Origin of the sequence: Candidatus Kosakonia sp. 282A-S69, assembly GCF_029433855.1 — a bacterium.
In the GTDB taxonomy this organism is placed as follows: domain Bacteria; phylum Pseudomonadota; class Gammaproteobacteria; order Enterobacterales; family Enterobacteriaceae; genus Kosakonia; species Kosakonia cowanii_A.
In genome coordinates, this window is record NZ_JAROAU010000003.1 from 959,664 (window position 1) to 976,150 (window position 16,487).

The window sequence follows — 16,487 nt, forward strand, 5'->3', positions numbered from 1 at the left end:
GCTCGTTATACTTCAGGCTGTTCATCTCTTTTGTGGGCGCATTGCCCCCATTCAGCACCATACAGGCCAGAAAATTTCATGCGACTTGATAAGTTTATCGCTCAGCAGCTTGGCGTAAGCCGCGCCATTGCCGGGCGCGAAATCCGCGGTAGCCGCGTTACGGTCGACGGCGATATCGTTCGCGATGCCGCCTTTAAACTGCAACCGGAACACGAGGTTGAGTACAACGGTAATACCCTCGTTCAGCAGACCGGCCCGCGCTATTTTATGCTGCATAAACCGGAAGGGTATGTCTGTTCCACGGAAGATCCCGATCACCCGACGGTGCTCTACTTCCTCGACGAGCCGGTCGCGCACAAGCTTCACGCCGCGGGGCGTCTCGATATCGACACTACCGGTCTGGTGCTGATGACCGATGATGGTCAGTGGTCGCACCGCATTACCTCCCCGCGCCACCACTGCGAAAAGACCTACCTGGTGACGCTGGAGTCGCCAGTTGCAGAGGATACCGCCGCGCAGTTCGCCCACGGCGTCCAGCTGCATAATGAAAAAGATCTCACCAAGCCCGCCGTGCTGGAGGTGATTACGCCGACGCAGGTGCGCCTGACCATCAGCGAAGGGCGCTATCACCAGGTGAAGCGCATGTTTGCTGCCGTGGGTAACCACGTTGTTGGGCTGCATCGCGAACGTATTGGCGGCATCCGGCTGGATGACGACCTCGCGCCGGGGGAGTACCGCGCGCTTACCGAGGATGAAATTGCCAGCGTTGGCATGCCCGTCCGCTAACTTCAGGAGATTGCTGCCGTGACCAGCAGGCCACACTCATCACTGAGTATTGTCTTTATCCTTGGCCTGTTGGCCATGCTTATGCCGCTGTCGATTGATATGTATCTGCCTGCCTTGCCGGTGATTGCCGGGCAGTTTGGCGTACCGGCGGGTAGCGCGCAGATGACCCTCAGCAGCTACATTCTCGGCTTTGCCATCGGCCAGCTCTTTTATGGTCCGATGGCAGACAGCATCGGGCGTAAGCCGGTGATCCTCGGCGGCACGCTGGTGTTCGCCGTTGCGGCGGTGGCCTGCGCGCTGGCGCAGAGTATCGAGCAGCTTATCTTTATGCGCTTTTTGCACGGCCTCGCCGCCGCGGCAGCCAGCGTGGTGATCAACGCCCTGATGCGCGATATCTACCCGCGCGAAGAGTTCTCGCGCATGATGTCGTTTGTCATGCTGGTAACCACCATCGCGCCGCTGCTGGCGCCGATGATTGGCGGCGCGGTGCTGATGTGGTTCAACTGGCACGCCATCTTCTGGATCCTCGCGCTGGCGGCGCTGCTGGCCTCCGGCATGATCGCCTTTTTCATCCGTGAAACCTTACCGGTGGAGAAGCGGCATAAGTTCCATTTCCGCACCACCCTTGGCAACTTTGCCTCGCTGTTTCGCCACAAACGCGTGCTCAGCTATATGCTCGCCAGCGGCTTCAGCTTTGCCGGGATGTTCTCCTTCCTCAGCGCCGGGCCGTTTGTTTATATCGAAATCAATCACGTCTCGCCGCAGGATTTTGGCTACTACTTTGCGCTTAATATCGTCTTCCTGTTTATCCTGACCATCATCAATGGCCGCTTTGTGCGCCGGGTTGGCGCGCTGAATATGTTCCGCAGCGGGCTGTGGATCCAGTTCGTAATGGCGTTATGGATGGTGGTGACCGCGCTGCTGGATGTCGGTTTCTGGGCGCTGGTAGTGGGCGTGGCGGCGTTCGTCGGCTGCGTAACGCTGGTGGCATCAAACGCGATGGCGGTGATCCTCGACGAATTTCCGCATATGGCCGGCACCGCCTCGTCGCTGGCGGGCACCTTTCGTTTCGGCATCGGGGCGATTGTCGGCGCGTTACTGTCGCTGGCGACCTTTAACACCGCCTGGCCGATGATCTGGTCCATGACCTTTTGCGCCACCTGTTCGGTTCTCTTCTATCTCTATGCCAGCCGGACAAAAAAAGCGGCATAACCCCCCTCAACAGGGAGCGTAACCCGCTCCCTGCATGGCGACAGCTCAGGCAAAAGCCGCTCTCTTTTTGGGTTTTTTGTTTCTTTTATGTAAAAACCTGTCGTGTAAAAAGTCACATCTTTGTAGTGAAAAAGGTTGAGTTAGATCTCATAAACGGGTACATATAGCCGAAAAGTTGGCTTGCCGACGCGTCTAAACATGCTGATAAAAGCGCGGCAAACCCACACACTACGCGGGGTGCAACCTTTTCTCTGCCGCTGGCAGGATGAAATGTGAATAGTGTGTTAATCTAGATGTGAAATATTTGTGAAGTGAAAGTGCTTCTGGGGAATGAAAGTGAATACATTACAGCTCTCAATTATCCACCGTTTGCCCCAGTGCTATCGCTGGCGAGAGGGTTTTGCAGGTGCCAAAGTTGAACCGATTCCGCAAAACGGTCACGCGGCGGATGACGCGCTGGTGGCGCTAAAATTGCTCAGCCCGGACGGCGATAACGCCTGGCCGGTGATGCATAAACTCAGCCAGGCGCTCAGCGATATCGAAGTAGACTGCTCGGTGGTTGAATGCGAAGGTGAGCCGTGCCTGTTTGTCCACAGCCAGGATGAGTTTGCCGCGACCTGCCGCCTGAAAAACTTCGGCGTTGCCATCGCGGAACCCTTCTCCAACTACAACCCGTTCTGAACCTCAGCTCAGCGACAGCAGCTGGCGTGTATACGCCTGCTGAGGTTCGTCAAACACCTGCCGACACTCGCCCTGTTCCACCACTTCGCCCTGTTTGAGCACCATCACCTGGTGGCAAAGGGTGCGCACCAGATGCAGATCGTGACTGATAAAGATATAAGCCAGCTGGTGCGTCTGCTGAAGCGACTTCAGGAGCGCAAGGATCTGTGCCTGCACGGTGCGGTCCAGCGATGAGGTTGGTTCATCAAGAATAATCAGCTCCGGTTTCATAATAAGCGCCCGGGCAATGGCGATACGCTGGCGCTGGCCGCCGGAAAACTCCGCCGGATAGCGCTGGCGCGTCTGCGCATCCAGCCCCACCTCCTGCATCACTGCGATCACCCGCTGTTCGCGGGCTTCGCGCGACAGCTCAGGCTGATGCACACGTAAACCCTCTTCGATAATCTGCTGCACATTCAGGCGCGGATTCAGCGCCGAATTGGGATCCTGAAACACTACCTGAATACGGTGGCGCACCGGCAGCATCTGCTTGCGGCTCCATTCATGGAGCGACTTTCCGTCGAACAGAATCGTGCCCTCGGCCTTGACCAGCCGCAGCAGTGCAAGGCCGGTGGTGCTTTTCCCGGAGCCGGATTCGCCCACCAGACCCAGCGTTTCACCCGCGCGCAGGCTAAAGGAGATCCCTTTCACCACCGCATTTTGCGCGACAACACGGCGGAAAATACCTTTACGCACCGGGAAGCTAACGCCGAGTTTTTCCACCTGCAACAGTGGCCGAACGGTGGGCGGAAGCGGCACCGGTTCACCGTGCGGCTCGCTGTTGATCAACTTTTGCGTATAGGGGTGATTCGGTGCGCTGAACAGCGTTTGCGCACGGTTCTGCTCCACGCAGCGGCCGTTTTGCATTACCGCCACGTTATCTGCCAGCTTGCGCACAATATTCAGGTTATGGGTGATAAACAGCAGCCCCATGTTGAGCTCGTCGCGCAGCTCCCGCAGCAGGGTGAGGATCTGCGCCTGCACGGAAACGTCCAGCGCGGTGGTCGGCTCATCGGCAATCAGCAGTTCGGGGCGCGTCAACAGCGCCATAGCGATCATCACGCGCTGGCGCTCGCCGCCGGAGAGCTGATGGGGGAAATCGCCGAGGCGGCTGCGCGCATTGCGAATGCCGACACGGTCGAGGCAGTCAAGCATCTCTGCCCGCGCCGCTTCCCGGCGCATTCCCCGGTGCAGGGAGAGCACTTCATAGAGCTGCTTTTCCAGCGTATGCAGGGGGTTGAGCGAGACCATCGGCTCCTGAAAAATCATGGCGATCTTGTTGCCGCGCACGCCGCGCAGGGTGCGCTCACTGGCATGCAGCAGCGAGTTGCCATGAAACAGAATATCGCCAGAGGGGTAGACCACCGGCGGCGAGGGGAGCAGGCGCAGGATCGATAATGCGCTGACGCTCTTGCCGGAGCCGGACTCGCCCACCAGCGCCAGCGTTTCGCCCGCGTCAATACGCAGCGAGAGATCCTCCACTACCGTGCGGGTGGTCGCCTGCTGGCGAAAGGCGATGGTTAAGGCGTCAATAGTCAGTAAAGGGGAGGCCATCTTACACCGCCTTATTGGGATCAAACGCGTCGCGCACCGCTTCGCCGATAAAGATCAGCACCGACAGCAGCAGCGCCGTTGAGATAAATGCCGCAATGCCGAGCCAGGGTGCCTGCAAATTATTTTTACCCTGCAATAGCAGTTCGCCAAGCGAAGGGGAGCCGAGCGGCAGCCCGAAACCGAGAAAATCGAGCGAGGTGAGGGTGCTGACCGAGCCGCTCAGAATAAAGGGGAAGAAGGTCAGCGTCGCCACCATCGCATTAGGCAGCATATGGCGCAGCATAATCGCGCCATCGCTTACGCCCATCGCCTGCGCGGCGCGGATATAGTCGAAATTGCGCGTACGCAGAAACTCGGCGCGCACCACGCTCACCAGCGTCATCCAGCCGAATAGCACGGTAATACCGAGCAGCCACCAGAAGCCGGGCTGGATGACGCTTGAGAGCAAAATAATCAGGAACAGCGTCGGCAACCCGGACCACACCTCAATAAAACGCTGGCCGAAGAGATCGATCTTACCGCCGTAATAACCCTGCACGGCACCGACCACGATGCCGATCACGCTGGAGCTGAGCGTCAGCAGCAGGCCAAACAGCAGCGAGATGCGCGTGCCATAGAGAATGCGTGCCAGCACATCGCCGCCGTTGGCGTCGGTACCGAGCCAGTTTTGCGCCGACGGTGGAGAGGGGAAGGGCTGCGTCGTGGCGTAGTTAATGCTGCGCGCGCCGAAACGCACCGGTGCCCACAGCGCCCAGCCGTGCTCGTTAAGCTGCTTTTGCAGCCACGGATCCTGGTAATCCGCTCTTGTCGCCAGCGGGCCGCCAAAGTCGCTTTCGCTGTACTCTTTCACCAGCGGCACAAACCACTCGTCCTGATAGCGCACCAGCAGCGGCTTATCATTGGCGATCAGCTCCGAGCAGAGGCTCAGGACAAAAATCAGCACAAAGATCCATAACGACCAGTATCCACGGCGGTTCTGGCGAAAACGCGCCCAGCGCGCCTGGTTAACATAACTGAGAGTAAACATCAGCGCCCCTCAAAATCGATACGCGGATCGACCAGCGTATAGGTGATATCGCTGACAATATTCAGCAGCAGGCCGATAAGGGAGAAGATATAGAGCGTGCCGAACATCACCGGGTAATCGCGCGAGACGGTCGCTTCATAGCCCAGCAGGCCGAGACCGTTGAGGGAGAAGATCACCTCAATCATCAGCGAACCGGTAAAAAACATGCTGACAAAAGTCGCGGGGAAGCCGGCAATCACCAGCAGCATGGCGTTGCGAAAGACGTGCTTACGCATGATATTGCGCTCGCTCACCCCTTTAGCGCGCGCCGTCACCACATACTGCTTGCGGATCTCATCCAGAAAGGAGTTTTTGGTGAGCATCGTCAGCGCGGCAAAGCCGCCAATCACCGTCGCCAGCACCGGCAAGGTAATGTGCCAGAGATAGTCGGCGGCCTGTTTATACCAGGGGAGCGTGGCGAAATCTGTCGACACCAGCCCGCGCAGCGGGAAGAAGTCATAGTAGCTGCCGCCCGCAAAGAAGATGATCAGCAAAATGGCAAACAAAAAAGGCGGGATGGCGTAGCCGACAATAATCAGCGCGCTGCTCCAGATATCAAACCGGCTGCCGCTGTAGACCGCTTTACGGATCCCTAGCGGGATCGACACCAGATAGATAATCAGCGTGCCCCACAGACCAAGGGTGATGGAGACCGGCAGGCTCTCTTTGATCAGTTGCAGCACCGAGGCGCTACGAAACAGGCTGTCGCCGAAATCGAAGCGGGCATAATCCCACAGCATTTTGAAGTAGCGCTCGGAGAGCGGTTTATCGAAGCCATAGCGCTTCTTTATCTCTTCAATCACCTGCGGGTCGAGGCCGCGCCCGCCGCGATAGTGGCTGTCGTTGGTCAGCACATCGCCGACGCCGGTGCGCGCATGGCCTGCGCCCGTTCCCCCTCCGCCGGTGCCGGGCAACCGCCCCTGATCGCCAAACTCAATGGCGGCAATCGCCTGATCGACAGGACCGCCGGGCGCAACCTGCACAATAAAAAAGTTGATGGTAATAATCGCCCACAGGGTGGGGATCAGCAGCAATAAGCGGCGAATGAGATAGGCACCCATCCCGACTCCTTAACGTCTGGCGGCGGGGAGTTTCGCCGCCTTGTTTACGTCATACCACCAGGTATCAAACCCAATTGAGTAGACGGGGCGAATGCCGGGCATGGAGAACTTGTCCCAGTAAGCAAGGCGATCGGCCGCCATATACCACATCGGCAGCATGTAATAGTTCCACGTCAGCACGCGATCCAGCGCGCGCCCGAGCGGCAACAGCTTCTCTTTATTTCCCTGCCAGCGGGCAATCTGTGCGAGCAGGGTGTCGATAGCCGGGTTTTTTACCCCCGGCGCATTGTAGGAGGAGTCGATATAGGCAGAGCCCCAGGAGATTTGCAGGTCGCCGCTCGGCCACGGCTGCGCGCGCCACAGACGCGGCATCATGTCGTAATCGCGGCTGCGCATGCGGTTGGTCGCCTGCGAGTTATCCACCTGGCGTAGCTCCATGGTGATGCCGAGCCGGGCAAGGTTGTGCTGGAAGGGCAGCACCCACTGCACATTCCCGCCGGAGGGAAGCAGCAGTTCAAACACAAACGGCTTGCCGGTTTTGGCATTCACCCGCTGCTGATTCTTCAGCACCCAGCCGGCGCTGTTCAGCAGCTTATCGGCTTTGAGCAGATTCTGGCGATCGTAGCCGTCACCGCTGGAGGTGGGTGGGGAGTAGATCTGCGTAAACACTTCAGGCGGGATCTGATCTTTCAACGGTGCCAGAAGGGTTAACTCATCGGCATCAGGGTAGCTGCGCGCGGCATATTCGGTGTTGATAAAGTAGCTGTCCGCCCGGGAGTAGGCACCATAGAAGAGGGCTTTGTTCATCCACTCGAAGTCGAAGGCCAGCGACACTGCTTCACGTACCCGCCGGTCGGCGAAGACCGGGCGCTGGGTATTAAACGCCAGCCAGCGCGCATCCTGCGCCGAATGGTTGGGCTGTTCATCTTTAACGATATAGCCGCGCGCGAAATTGGTGCCGATATAGCGCGTGGCCCAGTTTTTCGGGCTATCTTCGCTGCGCAGATCATAGGAGCCAGCTTTAAACGCCTCAAAGGCGACATTGTCGTCGAGATAGTAGTCATAGCGAATATTGTTAAAGTTCCAGCGGCCGCGGTTAACCGGCAGATCGGCGGCCCAGTAATCGCGTACGCGGGTATAGGCAATATACTGCCCCATGCGCCAGCTGCTGATGCGATAAGGCCCGCTGCTCAATGACGGGCGGGCAAGCGGCTCGCTGAGGTTATGATCTTTCCAGAACTTCTCCGGCATGACCGGCAGCGTCAGCAGGCTGAGCATGTCCTCTTTGCCCGGCTTCGCCAGCTCAATGCGCACGGTTAAAGGCGAAATGGCTTTTACCGTTGTGCCTTTGTAGACAATGCGAAACTGCGGCACTCCCTGGGTCATAAACTTCTGAAAGGTGAAGGCGACGTCGCTGGCGCGGATCGGCGAGCCGTCATGGAAGCGGGCGCGGGGATTGAGCGAGATCTCCATCCAGGAGAAGTCATCGGCATAGCGGGTGGTTTCAGCAATCAGCGGATAGTAGCTGCCAGGCTCATCATCGGAGGTGGTAAACATGGCGTCGTACAGCGTATCGGTGCGCACCGCCGGGTTGCCGCGCAGGGCGAAACGGTTGAAGTTATCAAAGGTGCCGATATTGGCGAGCGTCACGTTACCGCCTTTCGGCGCGGCGGGGTTTACATAATCAAAATGGGAAAAATTAACAGCGTATTTCGGTTCGCCGATAATCGCAAAGCTGTCACTCTCTTTAATGGTCTGCGCCTGGCAGCCGAGGGCGATAAACGCCAGTAACAGAGCAACAATGCGCACACACTTCATTTGCTGGATCCCTTTTACCGCAATGCGACGGAGGCGTGAATTTTTTCTGCTTGAATAATAGGGGAGGGCTCGGCGGTTGTGAACTTTTTCCGCCTACAGCCGGGCAGTAAATGTCGGCGGTCGCCAGTCGATAAACTGCTGTAGCGTCATCGGGCGGCTAAAAAAGTAGCCTTGCAAATAGTGCACGCCGCGTTCACGTAGCCAGCGCACCTGCTCCGGCGTCTCCACCCCTTCCGCCACGATGAGCATATTGAGCCGCTTCGCCAGCGTCAGCACGGCGTCAAGCACCGGTGAAGTGACGGTTTCCGTGCCGATGGCGTTAATAAAACCGCGATCGATCTTCAGGAAGTCGAGGGTGAAGCGCTCAAGGTAGATCAGCGCGCTATGGCCGGTGCCGAAATCATCAATGGCGATCTCAAACCCCTCATCGCGCAGCCACTGAAAGATCTCATTAACCTCTTCATGCTTGAGCATATCGCGCTCGGTGATCTCCAGCACCACGCTGAAGTGGTGGGGGGGCAGGGCGTGGGCAAACTGCTGCATATCCTGTTTAAAGCTCGGCGCATGAAGATGACCGGGGGCAATATTGATGCCCATCTTCGCCCCTGCGGGCAGCAGCGTTTTTAAAACCGGCGCATCGCGTGCGACAAGCTTAAAGAGATGCAGGGTCAGCGGCACAATTAACTGCTGTGCTTCAGCAAAATGAATAAAAGCATCGGGCGGGATTTCGCCCGCGGTCGGATGCTTCCAGCGCATTAATACTTCAAGGCCGGTGACTTTCAATTCCGCGCCGCTGACCACCGGCTGATAGACAACATAGAACTGGTCGCGTTTGATCGCGGTGAGGATCTCGCGCCCAGGGCGCAAATGGACAACTAAGAGTGCCGCCGTCAGCAGACCGGCAAGCATGCCGATCATCCCACCCAGCAGCAGCGCGAACTGCAGATCTTGCGCCCGCCATTTATCCGCGTAGAGAAAGAGTCTTACCGGCGAACCTTCCACCTCCGCGCTCAGGTAGGGCTTTTGATGCAGGTTACTTAACGGTAGCGGGCGGCTTGAGAAGGTGGTGAGCGCGCGATCGCCGATGCCGAGCGCAATGCCGTTAAGATCGGGGATCTGCGCGGTATAAAGCATGTAGGGTGCGAGGTTGATATTGAGCGTAGCGAGCACGCCACGGTTATCCAGCAGCGGGCTGCGGAACCAGAGCGCTATTACCGGCTGTGTCGGCATCATTGGCGTGCCGGGTAGAATCACCATATCGGTGGTTTTATTAATATCAATTTCCGGAAACAACTGTTTCATCGGCTCATCCATGTCGCCGGTGGCTGACGAACAGTAGGCGTGCTGATCTTTTATTAACAGAAAGGCGCGCACATTCTGGCTGAAGGCGGCTTTGGAAGTGAGCTCACTGGCCGCCTCTTCGCAGCTGTTAAGCGTAAGCGGGTGCAGCGCTTCTGCCGCGGCGCGAATGGTGCTGAAGTAGCTGGCATACGAAGCCTGAATACTGCTCAGTAGCGTATCGTAGCGAGCTTCACGCTTTTGCTGCTCCAGCCAGAACTGAATGCCGCCGACCAGCAGGGCGACGAGCACGCCGGTCAGCAGGCTGATGAGCACAACGCGTCGATTAACGGTGACGTTACGGGTAAGCATGATGCTGAGCCTATGTTAGCGGTTCATCATATTTCGCATAGCGCGGTGCAGCCAGGCGAAATAAAACCCGGAAAAGTTCGTATAGCATATTACAGGCACAAAAAAACACCGCCGAAGCAGTGTTTTTTATAACTTTACGCCAGCCAAGGGTAACTGGCATGAAGTGATTAGCTGCGTGTCAGGATACGTCGCGCTTCGTTATAGCGCTTCTTCCAGTATGGCTCATCAAGGTTAGAAATCATCACACCACTGCTGGTGGAGGCATGAACAAACTGGTTATTACCAATGTAGATGCCGACATGACGTCCGGTAGAGCCTGCGCGGAAGAGAACCAGATCGCCGGTGCGCAAACTGGTGCGCGAAATAGATTTACCGCTCTCCTGCTGTTCCCATGTGGAACGCGGCAGCTCTAAACCAAACTGTTCGCGGAAGGTGCGCTGCACAAAGCCAGAACAGTCGATACCTTTCTTGGTGTCGCCGCCGAGACGGTAGCGAACGCCTTTCCAACTTGCATACTGATCCATAAGCCGGTTTTTAACATCCAGATTACGTACCAGGTTTTCAAATTCATCCTGAGAGGCTTGCAGTGAAGAGCTATCTTCTGGCACAGCATGCGTCTCAGGATGCATATTCTTGGCGGTATTTGTTGAACAAGCTGAAAGCAGAACCGCTACTGCGATCGCGGGTATCGCCCGCACGATATATCTCAAGATCGGCTGAGACTTGACCATGTTGCTTATTTTCCCTTGAAGTCCTTAACGATAATATCGTTATGAAAAATGCCAAACGCAGCGAGATTAATTATCTGAATGTTTCAAGACAAATACTCGAGCCAGAATTTGTGGCTGGACGCACAAATTACCGTGCAGAGAGTAAAAGAGCACTCTTTGCAACAAGACGAACCGAGGTTACCTGAACATCTAATGCAAGGCGAGTGCTTTTCATCACTTTTTTATAAGAAATTGTGATACAGAAAGTGAATTTATGCGTTTGGTCAATAAATGGACAAATAAAGAGAAATAGCGGGCAAAATGCTCTTTTTAAAGGCGATTGAGTTGGCTAAAAAATGACACACTCAGGCAACCGCCGGGAATTTACATTAAGGACGCTAATCATCGTCTCTTCCCGGCGGCGATAAATGTTATTTGAGTGTTTAAATTTTGTTTTTTCCAGGCAGGTGACGATCAAATAACGCCACGATCTTATCGCTCAGCGGCGTCATCAGGCACCAGGGCAGGCCAATCAACACCGCAGAGAGTGAACCGACGGCAATATCGGTAAACCAGTGCGCGCCAATCATTACGCGGGGGAAAGCAAAGATGACAAATATAACCATCCCGATGGCAAACGCTTTTTTACCGAAATAACGCAGCATCACCGAGGCAAAAATCATCAGCATCATACCGTGGTCGCCCGGGAAGCTATCTTTGGAGGCATCTTTCGTCGGGAAGTTGAGCAGATCGCTGACCCGATAGGTGTCGGTAAAGGAGATCGACGGACTGGCGCGCTTCACCGGCATAATATGCTGCGCAAGCTGATTGATCACCAGTGCCAGCAGCAGCATGGTCAGGCCAATCATCACCACACGCCGACGCCCGGCCGGGTCTGCCGGCAGCCAGAAAGAGAGCATCAGACAGCCCATCGCCAGCAGCGAACAGGCGTCAAAGGCGCGGTTATTGGTCAGGGCTACAAACCATAAATAGGCGCGATTCTCCGCCAGGCCATGGTTGAAGAAGTGGAAAATCGCTGAATCCAGCGGGAACCAGAAACCATGATTTACTGGCAGGTACCATGAGAAAAATAGCGCCAGGCCAGCAGCATTCAGCAGCACGATGAGAGGCAGTCGGGTTTTCATTTTGCAGGCTCTTTTAGGTTTAAGGGACGCCACGGTAGTCCCGCTAACTTAAACGAAGCTTCAACAGCGCCGATTGAAGTGCGTTCCAGTCAGCCTCGCTGTCGGTGATTAACTCAATCCGGCTATCGGGCGGCGCGGCGTTTTGCGTCTCGATATGCAAATCCTGACCCTGACGATTTACACGCAGCAGCCCTTCAGGAATACGCATCACCCCTTTTACCCGCGACACCGGCGCAAGCCGCGCCCACTCCAGCAGACCAATGGTGTCGAAAACCGTATCGGCATCAAAAATCCAGCCGCAGGCATGGTGTCCCTGGCCGCTGTTCAGGTTGCGACGCCAGCGCTGATGCGCCGGTAAACTCAGTGCCGCCAGCCCCTTTTTCTCACTGTGCGCATGATCGTGCGCGGCGCTGGCGGGCAGGGCGCGCAGGTTACGGCGCGGTTGGTCGAGCAGGCTGCCCTCAATCGCGCCCTGCGTGGCGTTCACCCGCAGGCGATCGCCGCCAAACGCCTCCCACCACGCATCAAATGCCTGCTGACTCTCGGCACTGGCGCGATCCTCTTTATTAGCAACGATAATATCCGCTGCCGCTAACTGGTCGCGGAAGTTCTCATTGTTCAGCGCTTTCTCATCGAGCAGCTGGCGCGGATCGAGCAGGCAGAGCGTGGCGCGCAGATCGATCCACGGCTCGTAGACCGGCGCGGTGAGCATATCGAGGATCTGCTTCGGGTGACCCAGCCCGGTGGGTTCAATCAGCAGGCGATCCGGTTTGCCCTGGCGCAGCAGGGTATTGAGACCCACCTGCATCGGCAGGCCGTTGACGCAGCACATACAGCCGCCGGGGATCTCTTTAAGCAGCGCACCACTGTCGCTGAGCAGGGCGCCATCAATGCCGACTTCGCCAAACTCATTCACCAGCACCGCCCACTTCTCCTGCGGAGCTTTATGGGCCAGCAAATGCAGAATGGAGGTGGTTTTGCCGCTTCCGAGAAAGCCGGTAATCAGGTTGGTCTTCGTCACAGGAACTCCGCATCATCAAAAAGCACAAGCGAATAATCCTGGCGAAAAAAAGCGGAAAAGAGAAGAGCGCGGACGGCGCATCGCACTATCCGTCCGCGTTGAGGGCAAAAAATGTTAAGCGTTAATCACCTGCTGCACCGCGCCGTGTGCGCCGAGCGTCTCAATGGCGCGCCATGCACGGCTGACAGCATCGACAAATACCGGATTATGCGGCAGATCGTTACCAAAGATCTCTTTTAGCGTCAGTAGCGCTGTCACGCGCTCGTCGCTGCTGCTGGTTTCAACGATGGCGCGGATTTTATCCGCCAGCGGATCGCGAATATCAATTGTCTCGCCCGCATCATTGAGGCCGCTGACATAGCGCATCCAGCCCGCAACGCCGAGCGCCAGCAGCGGCCAGTCGCTCTGGCGCAGCAGATGAATACGGATCCCATCCAGCAGGCGCTGCGGCAGCTTCTGGCTGCCGTCCATCGCAATCTGCCAGGTACGGTGTTTCAGCGCCGGGTTAGCGAAGCGCTCAAGCAGGCTGTCAGCATAGGCGTTCAGGTTGACGCCTTTAATGCTTAGCGTCGGTGCTTGCTCATTAAGCATCAGTTGGCGCGCCGCCTCACGGAAGGCCGCGTCCTGCATACACTCATTAATATGGGCAAACCCGGCGAGATAACCTAAGTAGGCAAGGAAGGAGTGACTACCGTTGAGCATACGCAGCTTCATCTGCTCCCACGGCTGCACATCATCCACCAGCTGTACACCCGCGGTTTCCCACGCCGGACGCCCGGCGACAAAGTTATCTTCTATTACCCACTGAATAAACGGCTCGCAGCTGATGGCGCAGGGATCGAAGACGCCGAGCACGTCGGCAATCTCAGCCAGCGACTCGTCGGTCGCAGCCGGTACAATACGATCGACCATCGTGGCCGGGAAGCTGACATGCTCCGCTATCCACTGCGCCAGCTCCGGCGAGCGGGTTTGTGCCATCCCGAGCACGGCGTTTTTCACCACGTGACCGTTGTCGGGAATGTTGTCGCAGGAGAGCACAGTAAAGGGCGGCAGCCCACGCTCGCGGCGGCGATGCAGGGCTTCAACCAAAATTCCCGGTGCGGAGTGCGGCTCGTGTGGGTATTTCAGATCGTGTTCAATACGCGGCTGCGTGAGATCAAGCTCGCCGCTGGCCGGATCGATGCAGTAACCTTTTTCAGTGATTGTCAGGGAGACAATCGCCACCTGCGGCTCGCAGAACTTCTCAATGATCGCCGCCAGCGTATCGAGCTTGGCATTCAGGCACTCGTTCACCGCGCCAATAATAATCGGCTTATTGCCGTCAGCGCCTTTCTCCAGCACCGTATAAAGGTGATCTTGTTCGCGCAGCTGCGACATCAACACATCGCCGCTAAACAGGCTGATTTCGCAAATGCCCCAGTCGCCGCCTTGCGCTTCCAGCACCCGGTCGGTCAATAACGCCTGATGGGCGCGATGAAAGGCACCGAAACCGAAGTGGACGATGCGCGAACGGAGCTGGCTGCGATCGTACTGAGGCTGTTGCACGGAAGCGGGCAGCGTGGCGGAGGCAATTGTTTTCATCTCTATACACCTGATTAACCAATAATTAACAATAGCAGTGTAAAGTTATATGACAGCAAAAAGAATTGGTATGCCTTAAATATCCGGGGAATGTGAGCTGGATCAATCATTGTTGTGGCGGGATTTGACCGGTTTCGATAAGCATGTATGGTAGTCGTCATGTTTCATGCTGTATTGGTATAACAACTTTTTTTTGAGGGGAAGACGATGGAACAAACCTGGCGTTGGTATGGACCGAACGATCCGGTTTCTCTTGATGATGTTCGTCAGGCGGGCGCGACCGGCGTGGTCACCGCTCTGCACCACATTCCGAACGGCCAGGTGTGGCCAGTGGAAGAGATTAAAGCCCGCCAGGCGCTGCTGGCTGAAAAGGGGCTTTACTGGTCGGTCGTCGAAAGTATCCCGGTACATGAAGAGATCAAAACCCACTCCGGCGACTGCGACAAATGGATTGCTAACTATCAGCAGAGCATCCGCAATCTCGCCGCCTGCGGGATTGATACCGTCTGCTACAACTTTATGCCGATCCTCGACTGGACGCGCACCGATCTTGAATATCAGCTGCCGGATGGCTCACGCGCGCTGCGCTTCGACCAGATCGCCTTTGCCGCGTTTGAGCTGCATATCCTCAAGCGCGAAGGGGCGCAGGCGGATTACAGCGACGAGGAGCAGCGCCAGGCGCAGGCCTATTTCAATGCGATGAGCGATGCGGAAGTAGAAAAGCTGACGCGCAATATCATCGCCGGTCTGCCGGGGGCGGAAGAGGGCTATACGCTGGATCAGTTCCGCGCACGTCTGGCGGAGTATGACGGCATTGACAAAGCGCAGCTGCGCGAAAATATGGCCTGTTTCCTGCGTGCCATCGTGCCGGTGGCGCAGGAAGTGGGCGTGCGGCTGGCGGTTCACCCGGACGATCCGCCGCGCCCGATCCTCGGTCTGCCGCGCATTGTCTCCACCATCGAAGATATGCAGTGGCTGAAAGAGGCGGTAGACAGCATCAATAACGGCTTCACCATGTGCACGGGTTCCTATGGTGTGCGGGCGGATAACGACCTGGTGCGGATGATCGAGACCTTCGGTGACCGCATTCACTTCACCCACTTGCGCGCCACCTGCCGCGAAGAGAACCCGAAAACCTTCCACGAAGCGGCGCACCTGCAGGGCGATGTCGATATGGTGTCGGTGGTGGCGGCGATCCTCAGCGAAGAGCAGCGCCGTAAGAAAGCGGGCGATCTGCGCCCGATCCCGTTCCGCCCGGATCACGGCCACCAGATGCTGGACGATCTGCGTAAGAAAACCAACCCCGGCTATTCGGCGATTGGTCGTCTGAAGGGGATGGCGGAAGTGCGTGGCGTTGAGCTGGCGCTGAAGAAGACGCTGTTCCGCGACCTGCTGTAACCGATGCCGGTTACGTGCCGGCAAACGCTCTGCTCGCTTTTACGGGCCAAAAAAAAGCCTCCATACGGAGGCTTTTTTATTTAATCAGCGCGACCCATATAGCGGCGCTCTTCGATATGAATGCGGATCTTCTCGCCGGTCGTCAGGTACTCCGGCACCTGCACCACCAGGCCAGTGTTTAGTGTGGCAGGCTTGGTACGGGAGCTCGCTGACGCGCCTTTGATGCCCGGAGCGGTCTCTACAATTTCAAGATCGACGGTCTGCGGCAGCTCAAGCGCCAGCAGCTGGCCGTCCCACAGCAGCACCTGCATATCCGGCATGCCACCTTCCGGAATAAAGAGCAGCTCGTCTTCAATCTGATCTTTAGTAAAGGTATAAGGCGTGTAGTCTTCTTTATCCATAAAGACATACTCGTTGCCGTCGACATAGGAGAAGTCAACGAAACGGCGGTTCAGGGAGACGGTATCAACGATGTCGTCGCCTTTAAAACGCTCTTCAACTTTCAGGCCGGTGCGGACATCGGCAAAGCGCATTTTATACAGCGTTGCTGCGCCGCGCGCGCTCGGTGACTGAATATCAATGTCTTTCACAATCAGCAGCTTGCCGTTGTAGTTCAGCACCATACCTTTTTTGATTTCGTTCGCTCTTGGCATCGCCAGGTTCCTGTAAAAATAAAATTCACCAAAATATCGCGACAAACTACTCGCGAGGGCCTTTTCAGGCAAGGGGAATTGCTGAGTTTTGCGTTTCAGGGGCAAAAGATGG

The 16,487-nt window shown here is 56.7% G+C and carries 14 protein-coding genes; 4 read left to right on the top strand and 10 right to left on the bottom strand.

Annotated features, from left to right (window positions below; all coding sequences use genetic code 11):
- Positions 1-78 precede the first annotated feature (78 nt).
- From rsuA to PU683_RS10235, 3 genes are all read left to right on the top strand, one after another.
- Positions 79-786, top strand: a complete 708-nt coding sequence (gene rsuA, locus PU683_RS10225) for a 16S rRNA pseudouridine(516) synthase RsuA (protein WP_277171364.1) — start codon at positions 79-81, stop codon at positions 784-786.
- 18 nt (positions 787-804) lie between these two features.
- Positions 805-1,998, top strand: a complete 1,194-nt coding sequence (locus PU683_RS10230) for a Bcr/CflA family multidrug efflux MFS transporter (RefSeq protein ID WP_277171365.1) — start codon at positions 805-807, stop codon at positions 1,996-1,998.
- Between the two features lie 336 nt (positions 1,999-2,334).
- Positions 2,335-2,679: a YejG family protein gene (locus PU683_RS10235; RefSeq protein ID WP_023479706.1), complete on the top strand. Its 345-nt coding sequence runs from the start codon at positions 2,335-2,337 to the stop codon at positions 2,677-2,679.
- Between the two features lie 3 nt (positions 2,680-2,682).
- Here the strand turns inward: PU683_RS10235 and yejF are convergent, their stop codons facing one another.
- The 9 genes from yejF to PU683_RS10280 all read right to left on the bottom strand — a co-directional run bounded on the left by yejF (position 2,683) and on the right by PU683_RS10280 (position 14,324).
- Positions 2,683-4,272: a microcin C ABC transporter ATP-binding protein YejF gene (gene yejF, locus PU683_RS10240; RefSeq protein WP_277171366.1), complete on the bottom strand. Its 1,590-nt coding sequence runs from the start codon at positions 4,270-4,272 to the stop codon at positions 2,683-2,685.
- Between the two features lies 1 nt (position 4,273).
- On the bottom strand, positions 4,274-5,299 hold the full coding sequence (locus PU683_RS10245; RefSeq protein ID WP_277171367.1) for a microcin C ABC transporter permease: 1,026 nt from the start codon (positions 5,297-5,299) through the stop codon (positions 4,274-4,276).
- Complete coding sequence (yejB, locus tag PU683_RS10250; protein ID WP_277171368.1) at positions 5,299-6,399, bottom strand: microcin C ABC transporter permease YejB; 1,101 nt, start codon at positions 6,397-6,399, stop codon at positions 5,299-5,301. Before yejB ends, PU683_RS10245 begins: the two co-directional genes overlap by 1 nt.
- A 9-nt stretch (positions 6,400-6,408) precedes the next feature.
- Positions 6,409-8,217 carry an extracellular solute-binding protein gene (locus PU683_RS10255; RefSeq protein WP_277171369.1) on the bottom strand — a complete coding sequence of 603 codons (1,809 nt, stop codon included), beginning with the start codon at positions 8,215-8,217 and terminating at the stop codon, positions 6,409-6,411.
- 93 nt (positions 8,218-8,310) lie between these two features.
- On the bottom strand, positions 8,311-9,867 hold the full coding sequence (locus PU683_RS10260) for a cyclic di-GMP phosphodiesterase (protein WP_277171370.1): 1,557 nt from the start codon (positions 9,865-9,867) through the stop codon (positions 8,311-8,313).
- Between the two features lie 167 nt (positions 9,868-10,034).
- Positions 10,035-10,598 carry a bifunctional murein DD-endopeptidase/murein LD-carboxypeptidase gene (gene mepS / locus PU683_RS10265; RefSeq protein WP_277171371.1) on the bottom strand — a complete coding sequence of 188 codons (564 nt, stop codon included), beginning with the start codon at positions 10,596-10,598 and terminating at the stop codon, positions 10,035-10,037.
- A gap of 422 nt (positions 10,599-11,020) precedes the next feature.
- Positions 11,021-11,722 carry a phosphatase PAP2 family protein gene (locus PU683_RS10270; protein ID WP_277171372.1) on the bottom strand — a complete coding sequence of 234 codons (702 nt, stop codon included), beginning with the start codon at positions 11,720-11,722 and terminating at the stop codon, positions 11,021-11,023.
- 43 nt (positions 11,723-11,765) lie between these two features.
- Positions 11,766-12,743: a CobW family GTP-binding protein gene (locus PU683_RS10275; protein WP_277171373.1), complete on the bottom strand. Its 978-nt coding sequence runs from the start codon at positions 12,741-12,743 to the stop codon at positions 11,766-11,768.
- A gap of 114 nt (positions 12,744-12,857) precedes the next feature.
- A complete protein-coding gene (locus PU683_RS10280) occupies positions 12,858-14,324 on the bottom strand; it encodes a mannitol dehydrogenase family protein (RefSeq protein WP_277171374.1) in 1,467 nt (488 codons plus the stop codon).
- 207 nt (positions 14,325-14,531) lie between these two features.
- Here PU683_RS10280 and uxuA point away from each other — a divergent pair, with 207 nt between their 5' ends.
- Positions 14,532-15,722, top strand: a complete 1,191-nt coding sequence (gene uxuA / locus PU683_RS10285; RefSeq protein WP_277171375.1) for a mannonate dehydratase — start codon at positions 14,532-14,534, stop codon at positions 15,720-15,722.
- An 80-nt stretch (positions 15,723-15,802) separates the two neighbouring features.
- On the opposite strand, the gene yeiP is transcribed toward uxuA, so the two are convergent.
- Positions 15,803-16,375, bottom strand: coding sequence for an elongation factor P-like protein YeiP (gene yeiP, locus PU683_RS10290; protein ID WP_023479652.1), 573 nt, complete (start codon positions 16,373-16,375; stop codon positions 15,803-15,805).
- Positions 16,376-16,487 lie beyond the last annotated feature (112 nt).

Coding starts and splice junctions, on each gene's coding strand:
- rsuA (WP_277171364.1), top strand. CDS start 79: ATGCGACTTGATAAGTTTATCGCTCAGCAGCTTGGCGTAAGCCGCGCC.
- yejF (WP_277171366.1), bottom strand. CDS start 4,272: ATGGCCTCCCCTTTACTGACTATTGACGCCTTAACCATCGCCTTTCGC.
- PU683_RS10245 (WP_277171367.1), bottom strand. CDS start 5,299: ATGTTTACTCTCAGTTATGTTAACCAGGCGCGCTGGGCGCGTTTTCGC.
- yejB (WP_277171368.1), bottom strand. CDS start 6,399: ATGGGTGCCTATCTCATTCGCCGCTTATTGCTGCTGATCCCCACCCTG.
- PU683_RS10255 (WP_277171369.1), bottom strand. CDS start 8,217: ATGAAGTGTGTGCGCATTGTTGCTCTGTTACTGGCGTTTATCGCCCTC.
- PU683_RS10260 (WP_277171370.1), bottom strand. CDS start 9,867: ATGCTTACCCGTAACGTCACCGTTAATCGACGCGTTGTGCTCATCAGC.
- mepS (WP_277171371.1), bottom strand. CDS start 10,598: ATGGTCAAGTCTCAGCCGATCTTGAGATATATCGTGCGGGCGATACCC.
- PU683_RS10270 (WP_277171372.1), bottom strand. CDS start 11,722: ATGAAAACCCGACTGCCTCTCATCGTGCTGCTGAATGCTGCTGGCCTG.
- PU683_RS10280 (WP_277171374.1), bottom strand. CDS start 14,324: ATGAAAACAATTGCCTCCGCCACGCTGCCCGCTTCCGTGCAACAGCCT.
- uxuA (WP_277171375.1), top strand. CDS start 14,532: ATGGAACAAACCTGGCGTTGGTATGGACCGAACGATCCGGTTTCTCTT.
- yeiP (WP_023479652.1), bottom strand. CDS start 16,375: ATGCCAAGAGCGAACGAAATCAAAAAAGGTATGGTGCTGAACTACAAC.